This is a genomic window from Candidatus Pelagibacter sp. HIMB1506 (genome assembly GCF_052047935.1).
Classification (GTDB): domain Bacteria; phylum Pseudomonadota; class Alphaproteobacteria; order Pelagibacterales; family Pelagibacteraceae; genus Pelagibacter.
On sequence record NZ_JBNAIS010000001.1, the window covers coordinates 1,090,177 to 1,105,430 of the forward strand.

Consider the following 15,254-nt stretch of genomic DNA (forward strand, 5'->3'; position numbering starts at 1 on the left):
TATATGAGGCTCATATTTATATAGAATTATAAAGGAGATTTATGAAGTTTAAACCGTTACATGATAGAGTATTAATCGAAGTTTTAGACAGCAGTGAAAAAACTGCTGGTGGTATAATTATCCCAGATACAGCTCAAGAAAAACCTCAAGAAGGAAAAGTTGTTGCTGTTGGTGGTGGAGCTAAAACAGAAGATGGAAAAACAATTCCAATGGATGTTAAAGTTGGAGACAAAGTTTTATTTGGCAAATGGTCAGGGACCGAAGTCAAAATAGATGGCAAAGAATATAGCATAATGAAAGAGTCTGACATTATGGGTATTTCAAGTAAGTAATTTAATTTAAAGGAGAAAACAAAATGGCAAAAGTTGTTAAATTTGATGCTGAAGCAAGAGCAGCTATGATTAGAGGAGTAAATATCTTAGCTGATACTGTTAAAGTGACTTTGGGTCCTAAAGGAAGAAATGTTGTAATGGATAAATCTTATGGGGCACCAAGAATTACTAAAGATGGTGTTTCTGTTGCTAAAGAAATTGATCTTGAGGATAAGTTTGAAAACATGGGTGCGCAGATGGTTAAAGAAGTTGCTAGCAAAACAAACGATGAAGCTGGTGATGGTACAACAACTGCAACTATTCTTGCACAAGCAATTGTTAGAGAAGGTGTAAAATACGTAACTGCTGGCATGAATCCTATGGATGTTAAAAGAGGAATTGATGCAGCGGTTGAAGTTGTAAAAGAAAACTTAGTAGCATCAGCTAAAAAAGTAAAAGACAGTGATGAAATTGCACAAGTTGGAACTATTTCTGCAAATGGTGATAAAGAAATAGGAACTATGATTGCAAAAGCAATGCAAAAAGTTGGAAACGAAGGTGTTATCACGGTTGAAGAAAATAAAGGAATTGAAACTGAACTAGACGTAGTTGAAGGTATGCAATTCGACAGAGGTTATTTATCACCATACTTTATTACTAATAGTGATAAAATGACTACTGAGTTAGACAACCCCTTCATTCTTTTACATGAAAAAAAATTAACAAACCTACAACCAATGGTTCCTCTTTTAGAGGCTGTTGTTCAAGCAGGTAGACCATTAATGATTATTTCTGAAGATGTTGAAGGGGAAGCTTTAGCAACTTTAGTGGTAAACAAATTAAGAGGTGGTCTAAAAGTAGTTGCAGTAAAAGCACCTGGTTTTGGTGATAGAAGAAAAGCAATGCTTGAAGATATTGGTATCTTAACTGGAGGTCAGGTTATTTCTGAAGATTTAGGAATTAAACTTGAGAATGTTAAACTTGATGACCTAGGTTCATGTAAGAAAGTTAAAGTAGATAAAGATAACAGTACCATTGTTAACGGAAGTGGTAAAAAATCTGATATCGAAGGAAGATGTGCTTCAATTAAACAACAAATTGATGAAACAACTTCTGACTATGACAGAGAGAAACTTCAAGAAAGACTTGCAAAACTAGCTGGTGGAGTTGCTGTAATCAAAGTTGGTGGTGCAACTGAAGTTGAAGTTAAAGAAAGAAAAGATAGAGTTGAGGATGCTTTGAACGCAACAAGAGCCGCAGTTGAAGAAGGTATTGTAACTGGCGGTGGTTGTGCATTACTTTATGCTGCTCAAGACCTTAATAAGGTTAAAGCAAAAGGTGATGATCAAAAAGCAGGTGTAGAGCTTGTTAGAAAAGCACTTGAAGCTCCAATCAGACAAATTACAAAAAACGCTGGTGTAGATGGTTCAGTAGTTGTTGGTAAATTGTTAGAGCAAAATAAAAAAACACATGGATATGATGCACAAAGCGAAGAATATTGCGATATGTTCGCTAAAGGAATTATAGATCCTGTTAAAGTTGTAAGAACCGCTCTACAAGATGCTGCTTCAATATCTGGATTATTAGTAACTACAGAAGCGATGATTGCTGACAAACCTGAGGAAAAAGATGCTGCTGGTGGTGGAATGCCTGGTGGTATGCCTGGTGGTATGGGCGGCATGGGTGGAATGGGTGGAATGGGAATGTAAGACTCATTTCGGAAATCCAAAATTCAAAAAGGCGAGTTTTTACTCGCCTTTTTTTTTATCTCTACGAAAATAAAAGTAATGAACAAAGTAATGAATGAGTAATGAACAAGTAATGAACAATTTAAGACTATTAGAGAGGGTGAAAATTTATTTACGATACAATCTACATAAAATCCGATACACACGATTGTGTAATCTGTGAGCGTGTTTAATCAATTAGAATATCTTTGAGGTTAGATTGAATATTACCTCTGACAAGAACTTGTCAAAAGTAGCGTACTAGAAAACCCCCTTTGTATAAATAATCATAAGATTAAGTAAGATATTTTAAATAGTCATTTATGGCGTAAGGCGAGTGACTCTTAATTAACAATATCTGAATACTTAATTTTTTTTATTTCATGTTCTGTAGGACAATAACGACTACACGAAACTAAGGGTGTGAGTCTTTAGAGGAAAAACAAGCGTATGAAGAAGATGATAAGGGGACAAGGTCATCTTAAAATAATAATCCCAAAGAGTTAGACTATACTTTGAGGTCTATGAGGTACCAGATTATCTAATTGGTTTGGAAAAAATACTTAGCGGTATAAGTTGATGTAAAAGTGAGAACAGGAACCACACTTACCTTGAAAGAACATTTTAGAAAAATGAAAATCTTTCAGTTATCAAATTAGATGTGTTCGGGACGAGAAACAGTCTGAACAACTTTATCCATCTTTAGCGGATGGGTAAAGTGTATTCAAACTAGAAACAATTATTTACTAGGAACAAGTCGCTAGACTTGGTTGAACGAAGTTCAACTCACTAGAAAACAAAAGAGGGAAACATGAGTAAGGTAAAATTTAGAAACGGTAATGTGATGAGGATATCTGATTACTACTTAAAGGAGTTAGTTCAATTAAGTAATTGGGTAATTGATAATACAGAAACAAGTCATAGAGAACATAGAAGAGCGATTGGATTAATCAAAAGAGTCAAAAGATTCATCTATGGAACAGATAAGACTAATGAAATTAATAGACTAATTAATGAGGAACAACAAAGAGGAGTTTTATTCAAGGATTGAGTAGATAAATATAAGTATGAACAAACAAAAGATTAAACAACTACTACAACAAATTAAAAAAGAAAAATCATCTGAAAAGCGACAATTACAGATTGTTCAAATTTTAGAAATGATTGTTGAAACTTTATAAAGGAAAACAAGATATGGAATTTACAAGAATGAACGCTGAACAGATGAGGCGTAAAGCGATACAAAATTCAAAAGAAAAGGAACGACAAGCGAAAAACGCTCAAGTTCAATTAGAGAATTTATCAAGACACTCTTATGGTAATAATTTAGATATTAGAGCGATTTTAAAATCAAATCAGTTTAAAGAAACCAAAGATTATTTTGATATTAGAAAAGTTGAGTCTGAATATGAGGATATGATGACTCACAATAAACTGATAGATAAAAAAGAAAAATATAAAGACTATCTAAAGTCATTAGGTCATGAAACAAATGACGCCCACTCTTTAAGACAATGGTCAAAAATAATTGATGAAATAGTTGGCGATGTAAAATTGGCGTATGACATTAAAAATTAACAAAATACTGACAACTCAAAACTAACATAAAATAAACGTAAGGAATCTCCCATGTGGTCAGTACAATCAGAAAAAATAAACAAACAACAAAATGAAAAAGAAAGAGTAAATTATTTTATATCTAAAACTTACAAAGATAAGTTTAAACAAGTATGTCAAAAACACGGAATGATAATGTCTGTTGTTGTAGAGAACGCCATTAAGCGTTTTGTTGATAGTAGATAATGAATAAATAATAGTAGTTTTAAGTATTTTGTTATTAGTGACGGTGAATGAACCTCTCACTCACCGTCACTCATCCTTTAATAATTTAATTTTTAATTGTCATTACAAGTACCAAAAATATTTTACTATTTTGACTAATAGTAAAATTACTATGAGAAAAAGAATTAGAATTCCAAAGATTTTAAATATTCCTCCAAAAGAATTTTTAAAATAATCCATGAATTTTTGAATTTTATTTCCACCTCTATAACCATCCACAAAAGAAAAAACCCAAATTGAAGGTGGAATAATTAATACTCCTACTCTCTCATGAATGTTTAAAGATTCATCTATAGAAGAGAAAACACTCCAAACCATGAAAAAAAATACTAAACTAAAAAATGAAAAACCAAAGAATAAAACTTTTATATCATTTATTTTCTTTTTAAAATCATGGTAAGCGCCTCCATTAATCATTCCAAGAATAAATCCAAAAATAGAGAGAAAGATTATAGCGGTCATTTTAATTTAATACCCTATCTAAAACTTTTAAAGTTAAATAAGTATTATAATCATCTTTATCTACAGACACATCTATTTCATCTTCTGGATCTACTTCTGGACTTTGAAGTATAGTATGGACATAATTATCTAGTTCTACGTCTGTCACATAGAAATCAAAAGTTTTTTTAAATGTTTTCATCATTTATCTTTTATTTTCTTTGTAGTTTTTAACAAACTAACCAAACCCATAATTGTTTGACTTTTTTTACTCATCCAATCTTTTGCGTCCTGACCACCAACTAAACACCCTTTATAAAATTGAGATTTTTTATCGTGTATAAAATCAGTTTGAATTAAAGCGAAATAATCAACAAATTCTTTTGGACTATTTCCTACTTTAGTAAATCTATGAACTACATTTATCCATAGATAAAAAAGTTCCACCATTCCTTCTCTATATTTTGAAGTTGTGATTACAAAATCGCAGAAACCATAGTAATAACCATACGCTAATTGACTATCTAAAACATTATAACCAATCTCTTTTGTTCTTTTGTTGATTGTTGATTGACCTAGTTCGTGTTGTATTTGTAATACCATATCCACAATATCAATCAGTTTTGTAAATTTATCTTCATATAAAAAAGGTAAATCTTTATCTTTAAGATTTTTAATAAAATCAAAATCTTCTACTTTTGATAGTTTTAATTTTCTTTTTAAAGTTGGTTGTTTTTTTAAAAAATCAAAAATACTCATTAAATTACTCTTATTGGATTTTTCTTTCTTTCATTATAACTAAACTCATTAAGATAAGTTGTTGAAATCATTTCTTTGTGTAGTTTTTTCGCTTTCTTTGAAACTTCGAATGAAGTTTTTGTTATTTTATTTACAATATCAAAAGTATCATTTCCGATTAGTCTTTTGAAATCATTTTCATCTTCCTTAACTTCATCACTATTTTTTAAGGTTAGTCTAAATACATTTTCACTTAACAAATAATCACATTTAAAACCGTTGAATTCATCCCTACCATATATGATTAATTGATAATCATTTTCACTTATGTGTAATTGATAAGAGAACATAGGTAAGTCTTTAAAATGAAAACTATACCCAATAACTCTTGCGAAATCTAATCCCGATAAACTTTCAACTAAATTTCTCAAATAATCTTTCTGTTTTTTTTCAGATAATTTTGAGAATTTTTTAAATTCATCTTTATTTAATTTTTCTATAATTTTATGATTTTTATATTTGATATTTTGAGAAATAGTTTCGTATTCACTTTTTTTAAATAAATTAAACATTAAAACAACTTATCTATAACCTTACATTGATAAATTTCAGTTTGTTTAAAACCACCATCAGTAGGTCCATCAGTATTTTTTAATTGTTCTTTTATAAGCGATTTTGTTGGTTGGGTAATTCTTGTTAATTGACCTGTCAATCTATTCAATCTAGTATCATAAAAAGCGAAATGGTCGTCATCAATACCTTTGGTCAAAAAATATATTTCTTCTTCACTAAAAAGAACATCTCTAAATTCATCTTGGTATATTAGATTTGAACCTAAAAATTTTTCTTTTTCCATATCAAATTTAATTGTGACCTTTTCCAGATAATGTGGTTTAACTTTATCTAAAGGTATTTTTACTTCATCAGTGACGAAGTTTTTTTTAATAAAAAAACTTGATAAGTCACAAGACAAATTTACTTCTTTAGAAAAAGATTTAGTTGGAATTAAAATGATTGAAATAAGGGTTATTAGTATTATTTTTCTCATTATCAACTCTAACAGTTAACAATTTTTTTTCCAATAACTCTAATTCTAGTTTTCTTAATAGTTTTTCTAATATCTTATAAATTATATGTTTGATCTCTTTTTCAATTACAGATTTTTGACATTCAGAACTACACTCGCTCAAAATATGTAAAAGTGTAGTTCTGTAATATTCGTTTGATTTACTAAAAGCGTGAGTGGTAAATAAAACATTTAAAAATATAATTATAATTTGTATCTTTTTAAACATCACTGATATTTGGTTGAAGTTCTATATTCGAGATATTGTGTCTAAGGACTTCATCATTTGGGGGAACTGAACCTTCTCTTTTAAGAATGTTAAACACCCACGATTGAGCGAATTTCTTACGAGTTGATTTAGTCACTATTTCAGAAATCTTTTTATAAGAGTTTCCTTTCTTCCTAAGAATTTTCATCAATCTAATAATTGATTGTTCTTTCTCACAAGGAACTAAATAACCATTGTCATCAACGTCATAACCAAATTTAGGTCTAAATCCTCCAGTAAATTTATTTTCTTTAACCATTCTTTGTTTGGTCGCTTTAGTTTTTTCACTAACTTGTTTGGCGTAAAATTCAGCGAAGACAGAAAGTAATTTAAGAAATACAGAACCCATGGCGTCAGTTCCTGTCACCTCTCCCCCAACATCTACAAAATGAAGATTTACTTTTTGTCTTTTAAATTTTTCAACAAGTGTAAGAAGATTCAAAGTATTTCTACTAAATCTATCTAAATGAGAACAAATAATATGGTCCCCTCTTTTAAGAGAACTCATTAGTTCAGAACCTTTGAGACGCCTCTCAAAATTTACAGTTCCTGATACCTGTTCAGTTATTTCAACATCAATCTTTAAATCTTTAATGTTGGCGTATGATTTACACTTTGATATTTGAGTTTCTATTGAACTTCCTCTTTCAAAACTCTCACTATCGCTGTTTCTTCCATAGAAATATACAGTCATTTTTTTCCTTTCGTTTTTATTCTAATCACGTTCTTGGTTAGAATACGGTATCAGGAAACCTATATTCCTCAACAGATTCCATTAACATTTGATAGAACCTAGTCAAAAGTTAATGTTTTTAATTAAAAAAGATGGTATTTAAAGTCTATGAAATTTGGTGAATTACAACCTTATAGAGTTTGGTTTGATTATTTAAAAACTTGTTTATTAGATGAAAAATTAAACAAGAAAATAGATAAAGAGTATTACAAGTCTTGGAATTTAAGTGAAATTCAAATAAAGAACTCTAAATTTGATAAATGGTTTAAAACACATTCACATCTATTCACATCAAAAGGTTCTATTAAGATTATTAATAAGATTACAAATCCACAATCAATTACCTTAGAAATTCCAACCAACTTTAAGATTAAAGAGATTCAAAGAGAAATACCAAAGTTATTAAAAGATAAAGTTAATAAATCTACTTCACGGTTTGTATTAACTCATCAAAGAAAGAATATAAAAACTGTGGCGTTAGATAGTTTTTTAATCGCTTGGAAATTTAGACAAAAGAATAAAGATAAGAAGTTGGAAGATATTTGGGAATTAACTAATAACAAAATAGATGAAAGACAAGGTAAGGTTAAAACACTACTTCAAAAAGGAAAGTTAAGAAGACGAAAATTACAAGGTGTAGGTAGTGGAATTAAATCATTTAAAAACAAATCTGTTATTATTAGTAGGAACATTCTTAAGGCGTCAAAGATTCTAGAAAATGTCTGTAAAGGTAAATTTCCTGGTGAATATTCAGATAATTAGTTTACCTTTGTAAAGTCACAGTCACAGGTAAACGATTATATCCCTCTTTTCTGATAAATTGTACTCATAGTTAAACTTAACAAAGAAAGGTAAAAAACTATGAATACAAAGTTAGAAATAGAAAAGTCAATTATGAGAGACAAAGAACATCTAATTTCCAAATTAGAAAATTTAAGTGAAAGATATTTAAAAGCATATATTCGTACTTGTGGTAATGACACACAAAAACTTCAAATGTATTATTTAAATTCAATTTCTATGATTGACCGTTTTGTAAAAGACGTAAAACATATGAAAATTGACAACAATTACGAATTGTTAAAAATCTAAAAGTGTTCACTAACGAGTAGAGGTAATCCATTTGATTACCTCAAAAGTCCATTTAAGATTATTCAAATAGGAAAACAATTATGGGTGTTATTGATAAAACTACATTAAAGAAAATACCGAGATTAAAAATATCTATCTACAAATATAAAAATAAGAATACTTACTTCTGTAGATTCTATGTTGGTAAAGTTCATTACAAATCTGGTTATAAAGAAATTAGTTTAAAAACTAAAAACATAAATGAAGCGATATCAAAAGCGAATACAGAATTTAAAATGTGGTTTTCAGTTAATAAAGATACTACTACCAAAGAAGAAAAGAATTTTGATTTAGATATCGCCCAACCTTATTTAAATTTTAAAGTTAGAAAATACAAACACAAGACTCACTTAAAAAATAATGAACAAGGTGAAAGAGATAAATCAAAATGGAAATATCTAAAACCTTTTTTTGAAGATGTTGATTACAACGACATAGAAACAATTGAACAAATAATTGATGATGAAATTTTATCTTCACTACAAGAGGAAGGTAAAAGTGGAAACACAATTAACAAATATTTTTCTGTTATTACTCAAATGTTTAAAAGAGCGAAAGATAGAGGTAAGATTGATTATGTTCCTGATACACCAACTCAACAAGTAATAAATACTCCAAGAGAACCATACGAAAATTCAGAACTTAATTTAATCAACAACAGATGTAAGAAAGAGTATGAAAAAACAAAAGATATTTTTTTCCTAGAGTGTAAAGATTATTTTAACTTATTAAGAAGCGCTGGATTTAGACCAGGATTAGAACCATTAAATTTAAAAAGAAAAGATTATGAGTTTATAAAAGATAAAGATAATCCAGAAACAGATATCCTTAAATTTACCGTCAGAAATACTAAAACAAAACCAATTCACTACCCAATCGCCAATGACTTTTTTACAAAATATATCTTTTCAGAAATCATAAACAGACATCAGAATTTGAAAGATGATGACTATTTACTTTTTCCATTTATCAAAGATAGAAAAACATTAAAGAACAAGACAGGTAAAACCTTTTCAAGATTTTCGAAAGATTTGAATCTTTATTATTACAAAGGTGGAACTAGACCTCTTTACGCCATTAGACATACATACGCCACAGAACAATGGAAAAAAGGAACTTCAATTGAAGACATATCAAAATTGATGAATACAAGTCCAAGAATGATAATGAGTGTCTATCTTGGAAATACTGATGAGGCGTTAATTCAATTACACAAAAGAATACCTAAAAAATTTAAAGTAATTAAATAATATTAGATTTATTTTTTACTCTTTGATTTTGTTCTAACTTTTTTGTTAGACTTCCACGTAATAAATCCCATTATAGCCATAGCTAAGACTTGAACCATAACGTAAAAAATTCCCAATGAAAGTGCTCCACCTTCTCCAGATGCCTCCGCTACACCCATTGCCATCCATACGGTTGGTGATAAAAAAATTATATTAATTATATTTAGACCACCTGCCACATATCCAAAAATTGCTCCATCTTTCCATGAAAAGATTATTAAAGGTGCTCCAAGAAGTGTTGCTATTAAAGCTCCACCTGGAAAAAAAACCGAAATTATTGAAATTATTAAAGCTAAAATACCAAAAACTTTTCCAAATTTATTCATATTTTCATTTTCTCCTCTTATTAATTAAATTTACGATTTCTTCACGATAAATTAATAAAATACTCTTTTATTGTAAGTTTACTATAATTTATCTTCTCCAGTTTTTACCTCATCAATTTCTAGAAAAGAATTAATAATATCCGTAACAAAATCAGAACCAACATAAGCTAAATAATAATATACACCAGTACCATGATAGTCTGGTGTCATAAGAAGAAATGTTTTGGTCGCATCAAAAGAGTATAAGGCAAAGTTTTTCTTTTTTTCTTTTACTTCGGAAATACTATTTATAGCTCCACTGCTTTTCTTATTTTTTAATAAATAGTCGTATAATTGACCCATCTGTTGTTCAGTTGGGCGACGAAATCTAATCATAACCATATTAATTTTTTCTTTATTTTTTATGGCTTCTCGAAGTCTGTCAGATTTATTCTTATGTTTTTTTAGATCCCACTTATACATTACTTCTACTCCATAATTCATGCCAAAAATAGGATCAAATGAATTTGTATAACATCTTAAATTATCACCTACAAAATTATTAGCTGATTGTTTGGTAAAATTTCTTTCTGTAATCATATCGCTTTGTCTATCACCACATTTTTCGTACAAAGTTTCAAAATCACAATTTAAAAAATTTTCAAATTTTTGAGTACTACACTCTTCACTTGTATTATTTGTGTCCTGGGCGCTTAGGTAGTTTAATGATGTAAAAAAAATGAATAATGCTGTTAAAGTAATTTTAAACATAAATAATTTATCTTTTATTTAATTATTTTATAAATTTAATTAGTAAATACTACTTTTTAATTGCGTTTAATCCGGCTTTGACAAAAAATAGAGCAATAAATATGAAGGGTATCTGTCCAAATGTATAAGATATAGCTCTAAAAAAATTTTTAATTTTAGAAAGATTAATAATAAAACCTGTTAATAATGATCCATAAAAAATAACATCATGAAGAATTGTTTCGCCAAAAAGTGTTAGATGAGCTTTGCCCAGATTTTTCATATGATTATAACTGTCTCCAAGAAATGTCCACCAAATAAAACCAAATAAAATAATCCAAAATGAGGGTCCAAATTTAGAAAATTTGTATTCTTTAGAATACTTGAACACACAAAATAAACCTAAAGCGGCAGGTAATATCAATGCCACATAAATAAAATCACTTGTGTCGTCGGTTACTTTATCTTGATTGAACCACAAATAATAAAAAAATATAATTAAAGGGAAATTTAAAATAGAAATCCAGTCACCTAAAATATTTTTTTTTAATTCACTCGTATTAAAACTTTTAATTTTTTTTTTAGGTTTTGGCATATTTAATTATAATAATTAACAATTTAATTTAAACCCATTTGAATTCGAAATTATTATCACTTTTAACCGATGTATTTATAGTTTTATTATTAGTTACACTACTACCAGCTTCTTTCCATTTGAATGTCCATTTTCCAATACCAACCTTTTTTATACTTCCAGGAACAATCTCAATGTTAGATCTTTTCGGAATTGGATGTAGATTCTTATCACTCATAATAAAGACATAATTATAAAAATAGTATTTGTAAATTAATATTTTTTATATTTCTCCTCAATTTTAATAGAAAGTTCTCTTTTTACACCTTTAAATACATTGGGCAATTTCTTACTTACTTGATCTAGTACATACATCGATTGTGAATAAGTGGCATATTTTAAATCATTACTTACAATTGAATTAATACATTTTGAATTACATTCCCCTGATAGAGCTGTTTGAACAATATGACCTATAACTGTTTCATAGTATTCATTAGATCTTGATTGAGGAGTGGAACAAGAAGATAAAATAATCAATATTATTAAAAGTTTTTTCACTAATTAAATAATTATACTCAACTATATCTTAATTAAAATGATTTGATAAAATTATCTTCTTAATTTTATGAATAAAAAACTAAAACTTACTTTAATTATAAGTCCAATCGTAATTATATTTTTATACTTCTTTACAGCGCTCTATTCATTTCATCAGTTTCATAAAGGAATTTACTATAATGATAAAAAACTTATCAAAGATTACGTGGAGTGGAATGAGTTAAGAGAAAACTTTAAAAATTATATTAATATTCAATTACTCAAAGAAACTCAAAAGAGTGAAGAACTTAAAGATCTAGGAGAACTTGGGGTATTATTAACTGGTTTAGCTGGTAAATTTGTAGAGACTATGGTGGATACTTATCTTAATCCAGAGGGGTTAAGTATGTTGATAGAAAAGAGTGAAAAAAAAGATGAAATACCAGAACCTACATTTCTCACGTTAATAGGAGGGTTTACCATAATGGACTTTAATGGTTTAAGTTCTTTTTACATTACTTATGAAAATGAGGGACAAGAGTTTCCTGTTTTTTTTAATAGAAAAGGTCTGACTTGGAAAATTACTCAAATTGAGTTTCCTGAAAACTTACTGGGAGATCTAAAGTAATTAAATGACCTATCTTTTGAGTTCCTTTTTAGTTCCTTTTGAAAATGACCTTTAGAGTAATGAACAAAGTAATGAACAATTTGAAAAATCTATGTAATTCAATAGTTATTCAATCAGTGAATGAGAATGTAATCCCACTACTCTAAAACTAAAATTTAAAAGGCCATCACATGATGGCCTTTTTTTTATGCAAATTTAAATTATGTCAAAAAGATACAGCGGAAAATCATTTAAGGATTCCAGTGCAAAAAAGAAACCCAAATTAAGTTTTAAAGAAAAAAGGAAACTTAAAAAAGATAAACAAAAAAAGTCTAATTAATCACAAGTTATTTAAATTAATCAAGCCAGTCATGAGTTTTTTTAAGTTTTAATATCAAATTAAATATGTATAAGAGCCACAATTTATGAGCAACAACATAAGAAACATCACAATCATAGCCCATGTCGACCATGGCAAAACTACTTTGATTGATAATTTAATGAAACAAAGTGGATCATTTAGAGAAAATGAAGTTGTTGATGAAAGATTAATGGACTCTGGGGAACTAGAAAAAGAAAGAGGAATTACAATTCTTGCAAAACCTGCATCTATTAACTGGAATGATTCAAGAATAAATATTATTGATACACCTGGCCACAGAGATTTTGCAGCAGAAGTTGAAAGAGTTTTGAGCATGGCTGATGGAGCTCTTTTATTAATTGACTCTGCAGAAGGAGTTATGCCTCAAACAAAATTTGTTTTATCGAAAGCATTAAAACAAGGTTTAAAACCAATTGTAGTTATTAATAAATTAGATAAAGCAGATCAAAGAGCTAATGAGGTCTTAGATGAAACTTTTGATTTATTTGTAAGTTTAGATGCAAATGAAGAACAATTAGATTTTCCTGTTTTATATGCAAGTGGAAGATCTGGATGGGCTGATCATGAGGTAGATGGGCCAAGAGAAAATTTAAATCCTTTATTAGACTTAATTGTGGAGCACGTTAAACCAGCTGAATTAGATAAAACCAAACCTTTTGCAATGTTATCAACATTGCTTTATTCAGACAGTTTTTTAGGTAGAAGTCTAGTAGGTAGAATTACACAAGGTACAGCAAAAGCAAACCAACCAATCAAAGCTATTAATTTAAATGGTGAAAAAGTTGATGAAGGAAAATTAACAAAGATTTTTAGATATGAAGGAACAAAAAAAGTTCCAATTGATGTTGGAGAAGCAGGAGATATTGTCGTTGTAGCAGGATTAGAAAAAGCAAATGTTGCTGATACAATTTGTAATTTGGAAGTTAATGATCCTATACCAGCGACTCCGATTGATCCTCCAACAATGTCGATTACAATAACTGTTAATACTTCTCCATTAGCAGGTACAGAAGGTAAAAAACTTACAAGTACTCAAATTAGAGAAAGATTAGTTCAAGAAGCACAAAACAATGTAGGAATTACTTTTTCAGAAAATGATGGAAAAGATTCATTCGTCGTAAGTGGACGAGGTGAATTAATGTTGGAAATACTTCTTACTCAAATGAGAAGAGAAGGTTTTGAAATGACAGTGAGTCCACCAAAAGTTTTGTATAAGACTGATGATCAAGGAAACAAACTTGAACCAATTGAAGAAATTACTATGGATTTAGATGAAGAACACTCTTCAAAAGTAATCGACTCAATGAATAGAAGAAAAGGTAAATTAATTGAACTAAAAGATACCGGTACAAATAAGAAAAGATTGATATTTCATGCACCTACGAGAGGTTTGATGGGATACACAAGTAGATTTCTAACGCTTACTAAAGGTGAAGGTGTAATTAATAGAATTTTCCATGACTACGGTCCTTTTGAAGGTGAAATGGAAGGTAGAAGAAATGGTGCATTGATTGCAATGGAACAAGGAAAAGCAGTAGCTTTTGCAATCTTTAATCTTCAAGCGAGAGGAGAAATGTTTGTTACTCATAATGATCCTGTTTATCCAGGTATGATTGTTGGATTATCTCCAAAACCAGGTGACATGATTATAAATGTCATGAAAGGAAAAAAATTAACAAATATGAGAACACAAGGAACAGATGAAAACGTCGTTCTTACTCCTGTTAGAAAAATGTCAATAGCTGAACAACTAAGTATGCTTAACAGTGATGAAGCATTAGAAATTACACCTGAGTCTTGTAGATTGAGAAAAGCAATTCTTGATCCTCATAAAAGAAAAAGAAGTGAGAAAACTAGCGCTGCAGCTTAGTTGAATATTTTTCCAACTAAAAATAATCCTAAAGCTACACAAGGGCCAATTCCAAAAGCAAATATAAGTGTGCCCACTCCAACGGTCCCACCTAAATACCAACCAATAATTACAACAGTAATTTCTAAAAAAGCTCTTACCAAGGCTATAGGTAAATTTGTTGTTTTTGTTAGTCCTGTCATCAAACCATCTCGTGGACCTGGACCAAGATTAGCTACTAAATAAATACCACTACCAAGTCCTACTAAAATTACTGAAAGAATTGCTAATAAGTATTTTGTAAAAAGAGATGAAGGTGGTTGAAAATAATTTAGAGTGAAATCAATCATAGCAGCAATTACGATGATATTAAATATTGTTCCAAGACCTGGTTTTTGTTTTAAAAAAATCCATAAAAAAAGTACTCCTACACTTACAAAAAAAGTTGCTGCTCCAATGGATAAACTGGAGTTGAGTGAAATTCCTTCAGCTAATACTGACCAGGGTGAGTTTCCAGTTGTTGATAAAATTAACAAACCTTCTCCCAAACCAAAAATTGTTAAACCAAAAATTAAAAAAAATGATGTTGAAAATTTTGGCTTGAAGTTCAAACTTTCGTTTGAGCTCCAATTTACTTTTGGAATATTTTTTATAGATAGGAACATTAAATATTGATACTTTTAGTTTAATTTTTATTTATA

Annotated in this window: 22 protein-coding genes and 1 pseudogene; 10 read left to right on the forward strand and 13 right to left on the reverse strand. The window is 29.1% G+C overall.

What is annotated here, in order from left to right; translation table 11 throughout:
• The first annotated feature begins 41 nt into the window (after window positions 1-41).
• The 5 genes and pseudogenes from groES to ACTTA8_RS05845 form a co-directional block, all read left to right on the forward strand.
• A complete protein-coding gene (gene groES / locus ACTTA8_RS05825; protein WP_075506443.1) occupies window positions 42-332 on the forward strand; it encodes a co-chaperone GroES in 291 nt (96 codons plus the stop codon).
• A gap of 23 nt (window positions 333-355) precedes the next feature.
• Entirely contained in the window at window positions 356-2,020 is a 1,665-nt protein-coding gene (gene groL / locus ACTTA8_RS05830) for a chaperonin GroEL (protein WP_440654863.1), read from the forward strand.
• Between the two features lie 829 nt (window positions 2,021-2,849).
• Entirely contained in the window at window positions 2,850-3,089 is a 240-nt protein-coding gene (locus ACTTA8_RS05835) for a hypothetical protein (RefSeq protein WP_440654865.1), read from the forward strand.
• 143 nt (window positions 3,090-3,232) lie between these two features.
• Window positions 3,233-3,616, forward strand: coding sequence for a hypothetical protein (locus ACTTA8_RS05840; protein ID WP_440654867.1), 384 nt, complete (start codon window positions 3,233-3,235; stop codon window positions 3,614-3,616).
• Window positions 3,617-3,664: 48 nt separating this feature from the next.
• Window positions 3,665-3,841, forward strand: a pseudogene (locus ACTTA8_RS05845) (RepB family protein); the annotation flags it as partial.
• A 102-nt stretch (window positions 3,842-3,943) separates the two neighbouring features.
• Here ACTTA8_RS05845 and ACTTA8_RS05850 read toward each other — a convergent pair.
• From ACTTA8_RS05850 to ACTTA8_RS05880, 7 genes are read right to left on the reverse strand one after another with little or no spacing between them, the layout of a single operon-like run.
• Window positions 3,944-4,342 carry a hypothetical protein gene (locus ACTTA8_RS05850; protein ID WP_440654868.1) on the reverse strand — a complete coding sequence of 133 codons (399 nt, stop codon included), beginning with the start codon at window positions 4,340-4,342 and terminating at the stop codon, window positions 3,944-3,946.
• A gap of 1 nt (window position 4,343) precedes the next feature.
• A complete protein-coding gene (locus ACTTA8_RS05855) occupies window positions 4,344-4,523 on the reverse strand; it encodes a hypothetical protein (RefSeq protein WP_440654869.1) in 180 nt (59 codons plus the stop codon).
• Window positions 4,523-5,080 (reverse strand): hypothetical protein, encoded by a 558-nt coding sequence (locus ACTTA8_RS05860; protein ID WP_440654870.1) that lies wholly within the window; start codon window positions 5,078-5,080, stop codon window positions 4,523-4,525. The genes ACTTA8_RS05855 and ACTTA8_RS05860 overlap by 1 nt, the downstream gene beginning before the upstream one ends.
• Entirely contained in the window at window positions 5,080-5,631 is a 552-nt protein-coding gene (locus tag ACTTA8_RS05865; protein WP_440654871.1) for a hypothetical protein, read from the reverse strand. Before ACTTA8_RS05865 ends, ACTTA8_RS05860 begins: the two co-directional genes overlap by 1 nt.
• Entirely contained in the window at window positions 5,631-6,107 is a 477-nt protein-coding gene (locus tag ACTTA8_RS05870; RefSeq protein WP_440654872.1) for a hypothetical protein, read from the reverse strand. The genes ACTTA8_RS05865 and ACTTA8_RS05870 overlap by 1 nt, the downstream gene beginning before the upstream one ends.
• Window positions 6,055-6,354 carry a hypothetical protein gene (locus ACTTA8_RS05875; RefSeq protein ID WP_440654874.1) on the reverse strand — a complete coding sequence of 100 codons (300 nt, stop codon included), beginning with the start codon at window positions 6,352-6,354 and terminating at the stop codon, window positions 6,055-6,057. The genes ACTTA8_RS05870 and ACTTA8_RS05875 overlap by 53 nt, the downstream gene beginning before the upstream one ends.
• Window positions 6,347-7,087 (reverse strand): recombinase family protein, encoded by a 741-nt coding sequence (locus ACTTA8_RS05880; RefSeq protein ID WP_440654876.1) that lies wholly within the window; start codon window positions 7,085-7,087, stop codon window positions 6,347-6,349. The genes ACTTA8_RS05875 and ACTTA8_RS05880 overlap by 8 nt, the downstream gene beginning before the upstream one ends.
• Window positions 7,088-7,234: 147 nt before the next feature.
• Between ACTTA8_RS05880 and ACTTA8_RS05885 the strand changes: the two genes are divergently transcribed.
• The 3 genes from ACTTA8_RS05885 (at window position 7,235) to ACTTA8_RS05895 (ending at window position 9,507) form a co-directional block, all read left to right on the forward strand.
• Window positions 7,235-7,888 carry a hypothetical protein gene (locus ACTTA8_RS05885; RefSeq protein WP_440654878.1) on the forward strand — a complete coding sequence of 218 codons (654 nt, stop codon included), beginning with the start codon at window positions 7,235-7,237 and terminating at the stop codon, window positions 7,886-7,888.
• A 99-nt stretch (window positions 7,889-7,987) separates the two neighbouring features.
• Entirely contained in the window at window positions 7,988-8,218 is a 231-nt protein-coding gene (locus tag ACTTA8_RS05890; protein WP_440654880.1) for a hypothetical protein, read from the forward strand.
• Between the two features lie 80 nt (window positions 8,219-8,298).
• Entirely contained in the window at window positions 8,299-9,507 is a 1,209-nt protein-coding gene (locus ACTTA8_RS05895) for a tyrosine-type recombinase/integrase (protein WP_440654882.1), read from the forward strand.
• 8 nt (window positions 9,508-9,515) lie between these two features.
• On the opposite strand, the gene ACTTA8_RS05900 is transcribed toward ACTTA8_RS05895, so the two are convergent.
• The 5 genes from ACTTA8_RS05900 to ACTTA8_RS05920 all read right to left on the reverse strand — a co-directional run bounded on the left by ACTTA8_RS05900 (window position 9,516) and on the right by ACTTA8_RS05920 (window position 11,736).
• Window positions 9,516-9,872 (reverse strand): hypothetical protein, encoded by a 357-nt coding sequence (locus tag ACTTA8_RS05900; protein ID WP_440654884.1) that lies wholly within the window; start codon window positions 9,870-9,872, stop codon window positions 9,516-9,518.
• An 81-nt stretch (window positions 9,873-9,953) separates the two neighbouring features.
• The gene (locus ACTTA8_RS05905) at window positions 9,954-10,622 is read right to left on the reverse strand and encodes a hypothetical protein (protein WP_440654886.1); all 669 of its coding nucleotides are present in this window, start codon (window positions 10,620-10,622) and stop codon (window positions 9,954-9,956) included.
• Between the two features lie 49 nt (window positions 10,623-10,671).
• A complete protein-coding gene (locus ACTTA8_RS05910) occupies window positions 10,672-11,196 on the reverse strand; it encodes a hypothetical protein (protein ID WP_440654888.1) in 525 nt (174 codons plus the stop codon).
• Between the two features lie 28 nt (window positions 11,197-11,224).
• Window positions 11,225-11,413, reverse strand: a complete 189-nt coding sequence (locus ACTTA8_RS05915; protein WP_440654890.1) for a hypothetical protein — start codon at window positions 11,411-11,413, stop codon at window positions 11,225-11,227.
• 35 nt (window positions 11,414-11,448) lie between these two features.
• Window positions 11,449-11,736: a hypothetical protein gene (locus ACTTA8_RS05920; protein WP_440654892.1), complete on the reverse strand. Its 288-nt coding sequence runs from the start codon at window positions 11,734-11,736 to the stop codon at window positions 11,449-11,451.
• A gap of 67 nt (window positions 11,737-11,803) precedes the next feature.
• Between ACTTA8_RS05920 and ACTTA8_RS05925 the strand changes: the two genes are divergently transcribed.
• Together ACTTA8_RS05925 and typA are read left to right on the forward strand one after the other, a co-directional pair.
• On the forward strand, window positions 11,804-12,343 hold the full coding sequence (locus tag ACTTA8_RS05925) for a DUF2939 domain-containing protein (protein WP_440654894.1): 540 nt from the start codon (window positions 11,804-11,806) through the stop codon (window positions 12,341-12,343).
• Between the two features lie 404 nt (window positions 12,344-12,747).
• Window positions 12,748-14,574, forward strand: a complete 1,827-nt coding sequence (gene typA, locus ACTTA8_RS05930) for a translational GTPase TypA (protein ID WP_440654895.1) — start codon at window positions 12,748-12,750, stop codon at window positions 14,572-14,574.
• On the opposite strand, the gene yczE is transcribed toward typA, so the two are convergent.
• A complete protein-coding gene (gene yczE / locus ACTTA8_RS05935; protein WP_440654897.1) occupies window positions 14,571-15,218 on the reverse strand; it encodes a membrane protein YczE in 648 nt (215 codons plus the stop codon). The genes typA and yczE overlap by 4 nt on opposite strands.
• Between the last annotated feature and the right edge of the window lie 36 nt (window positions 15,219-15,254).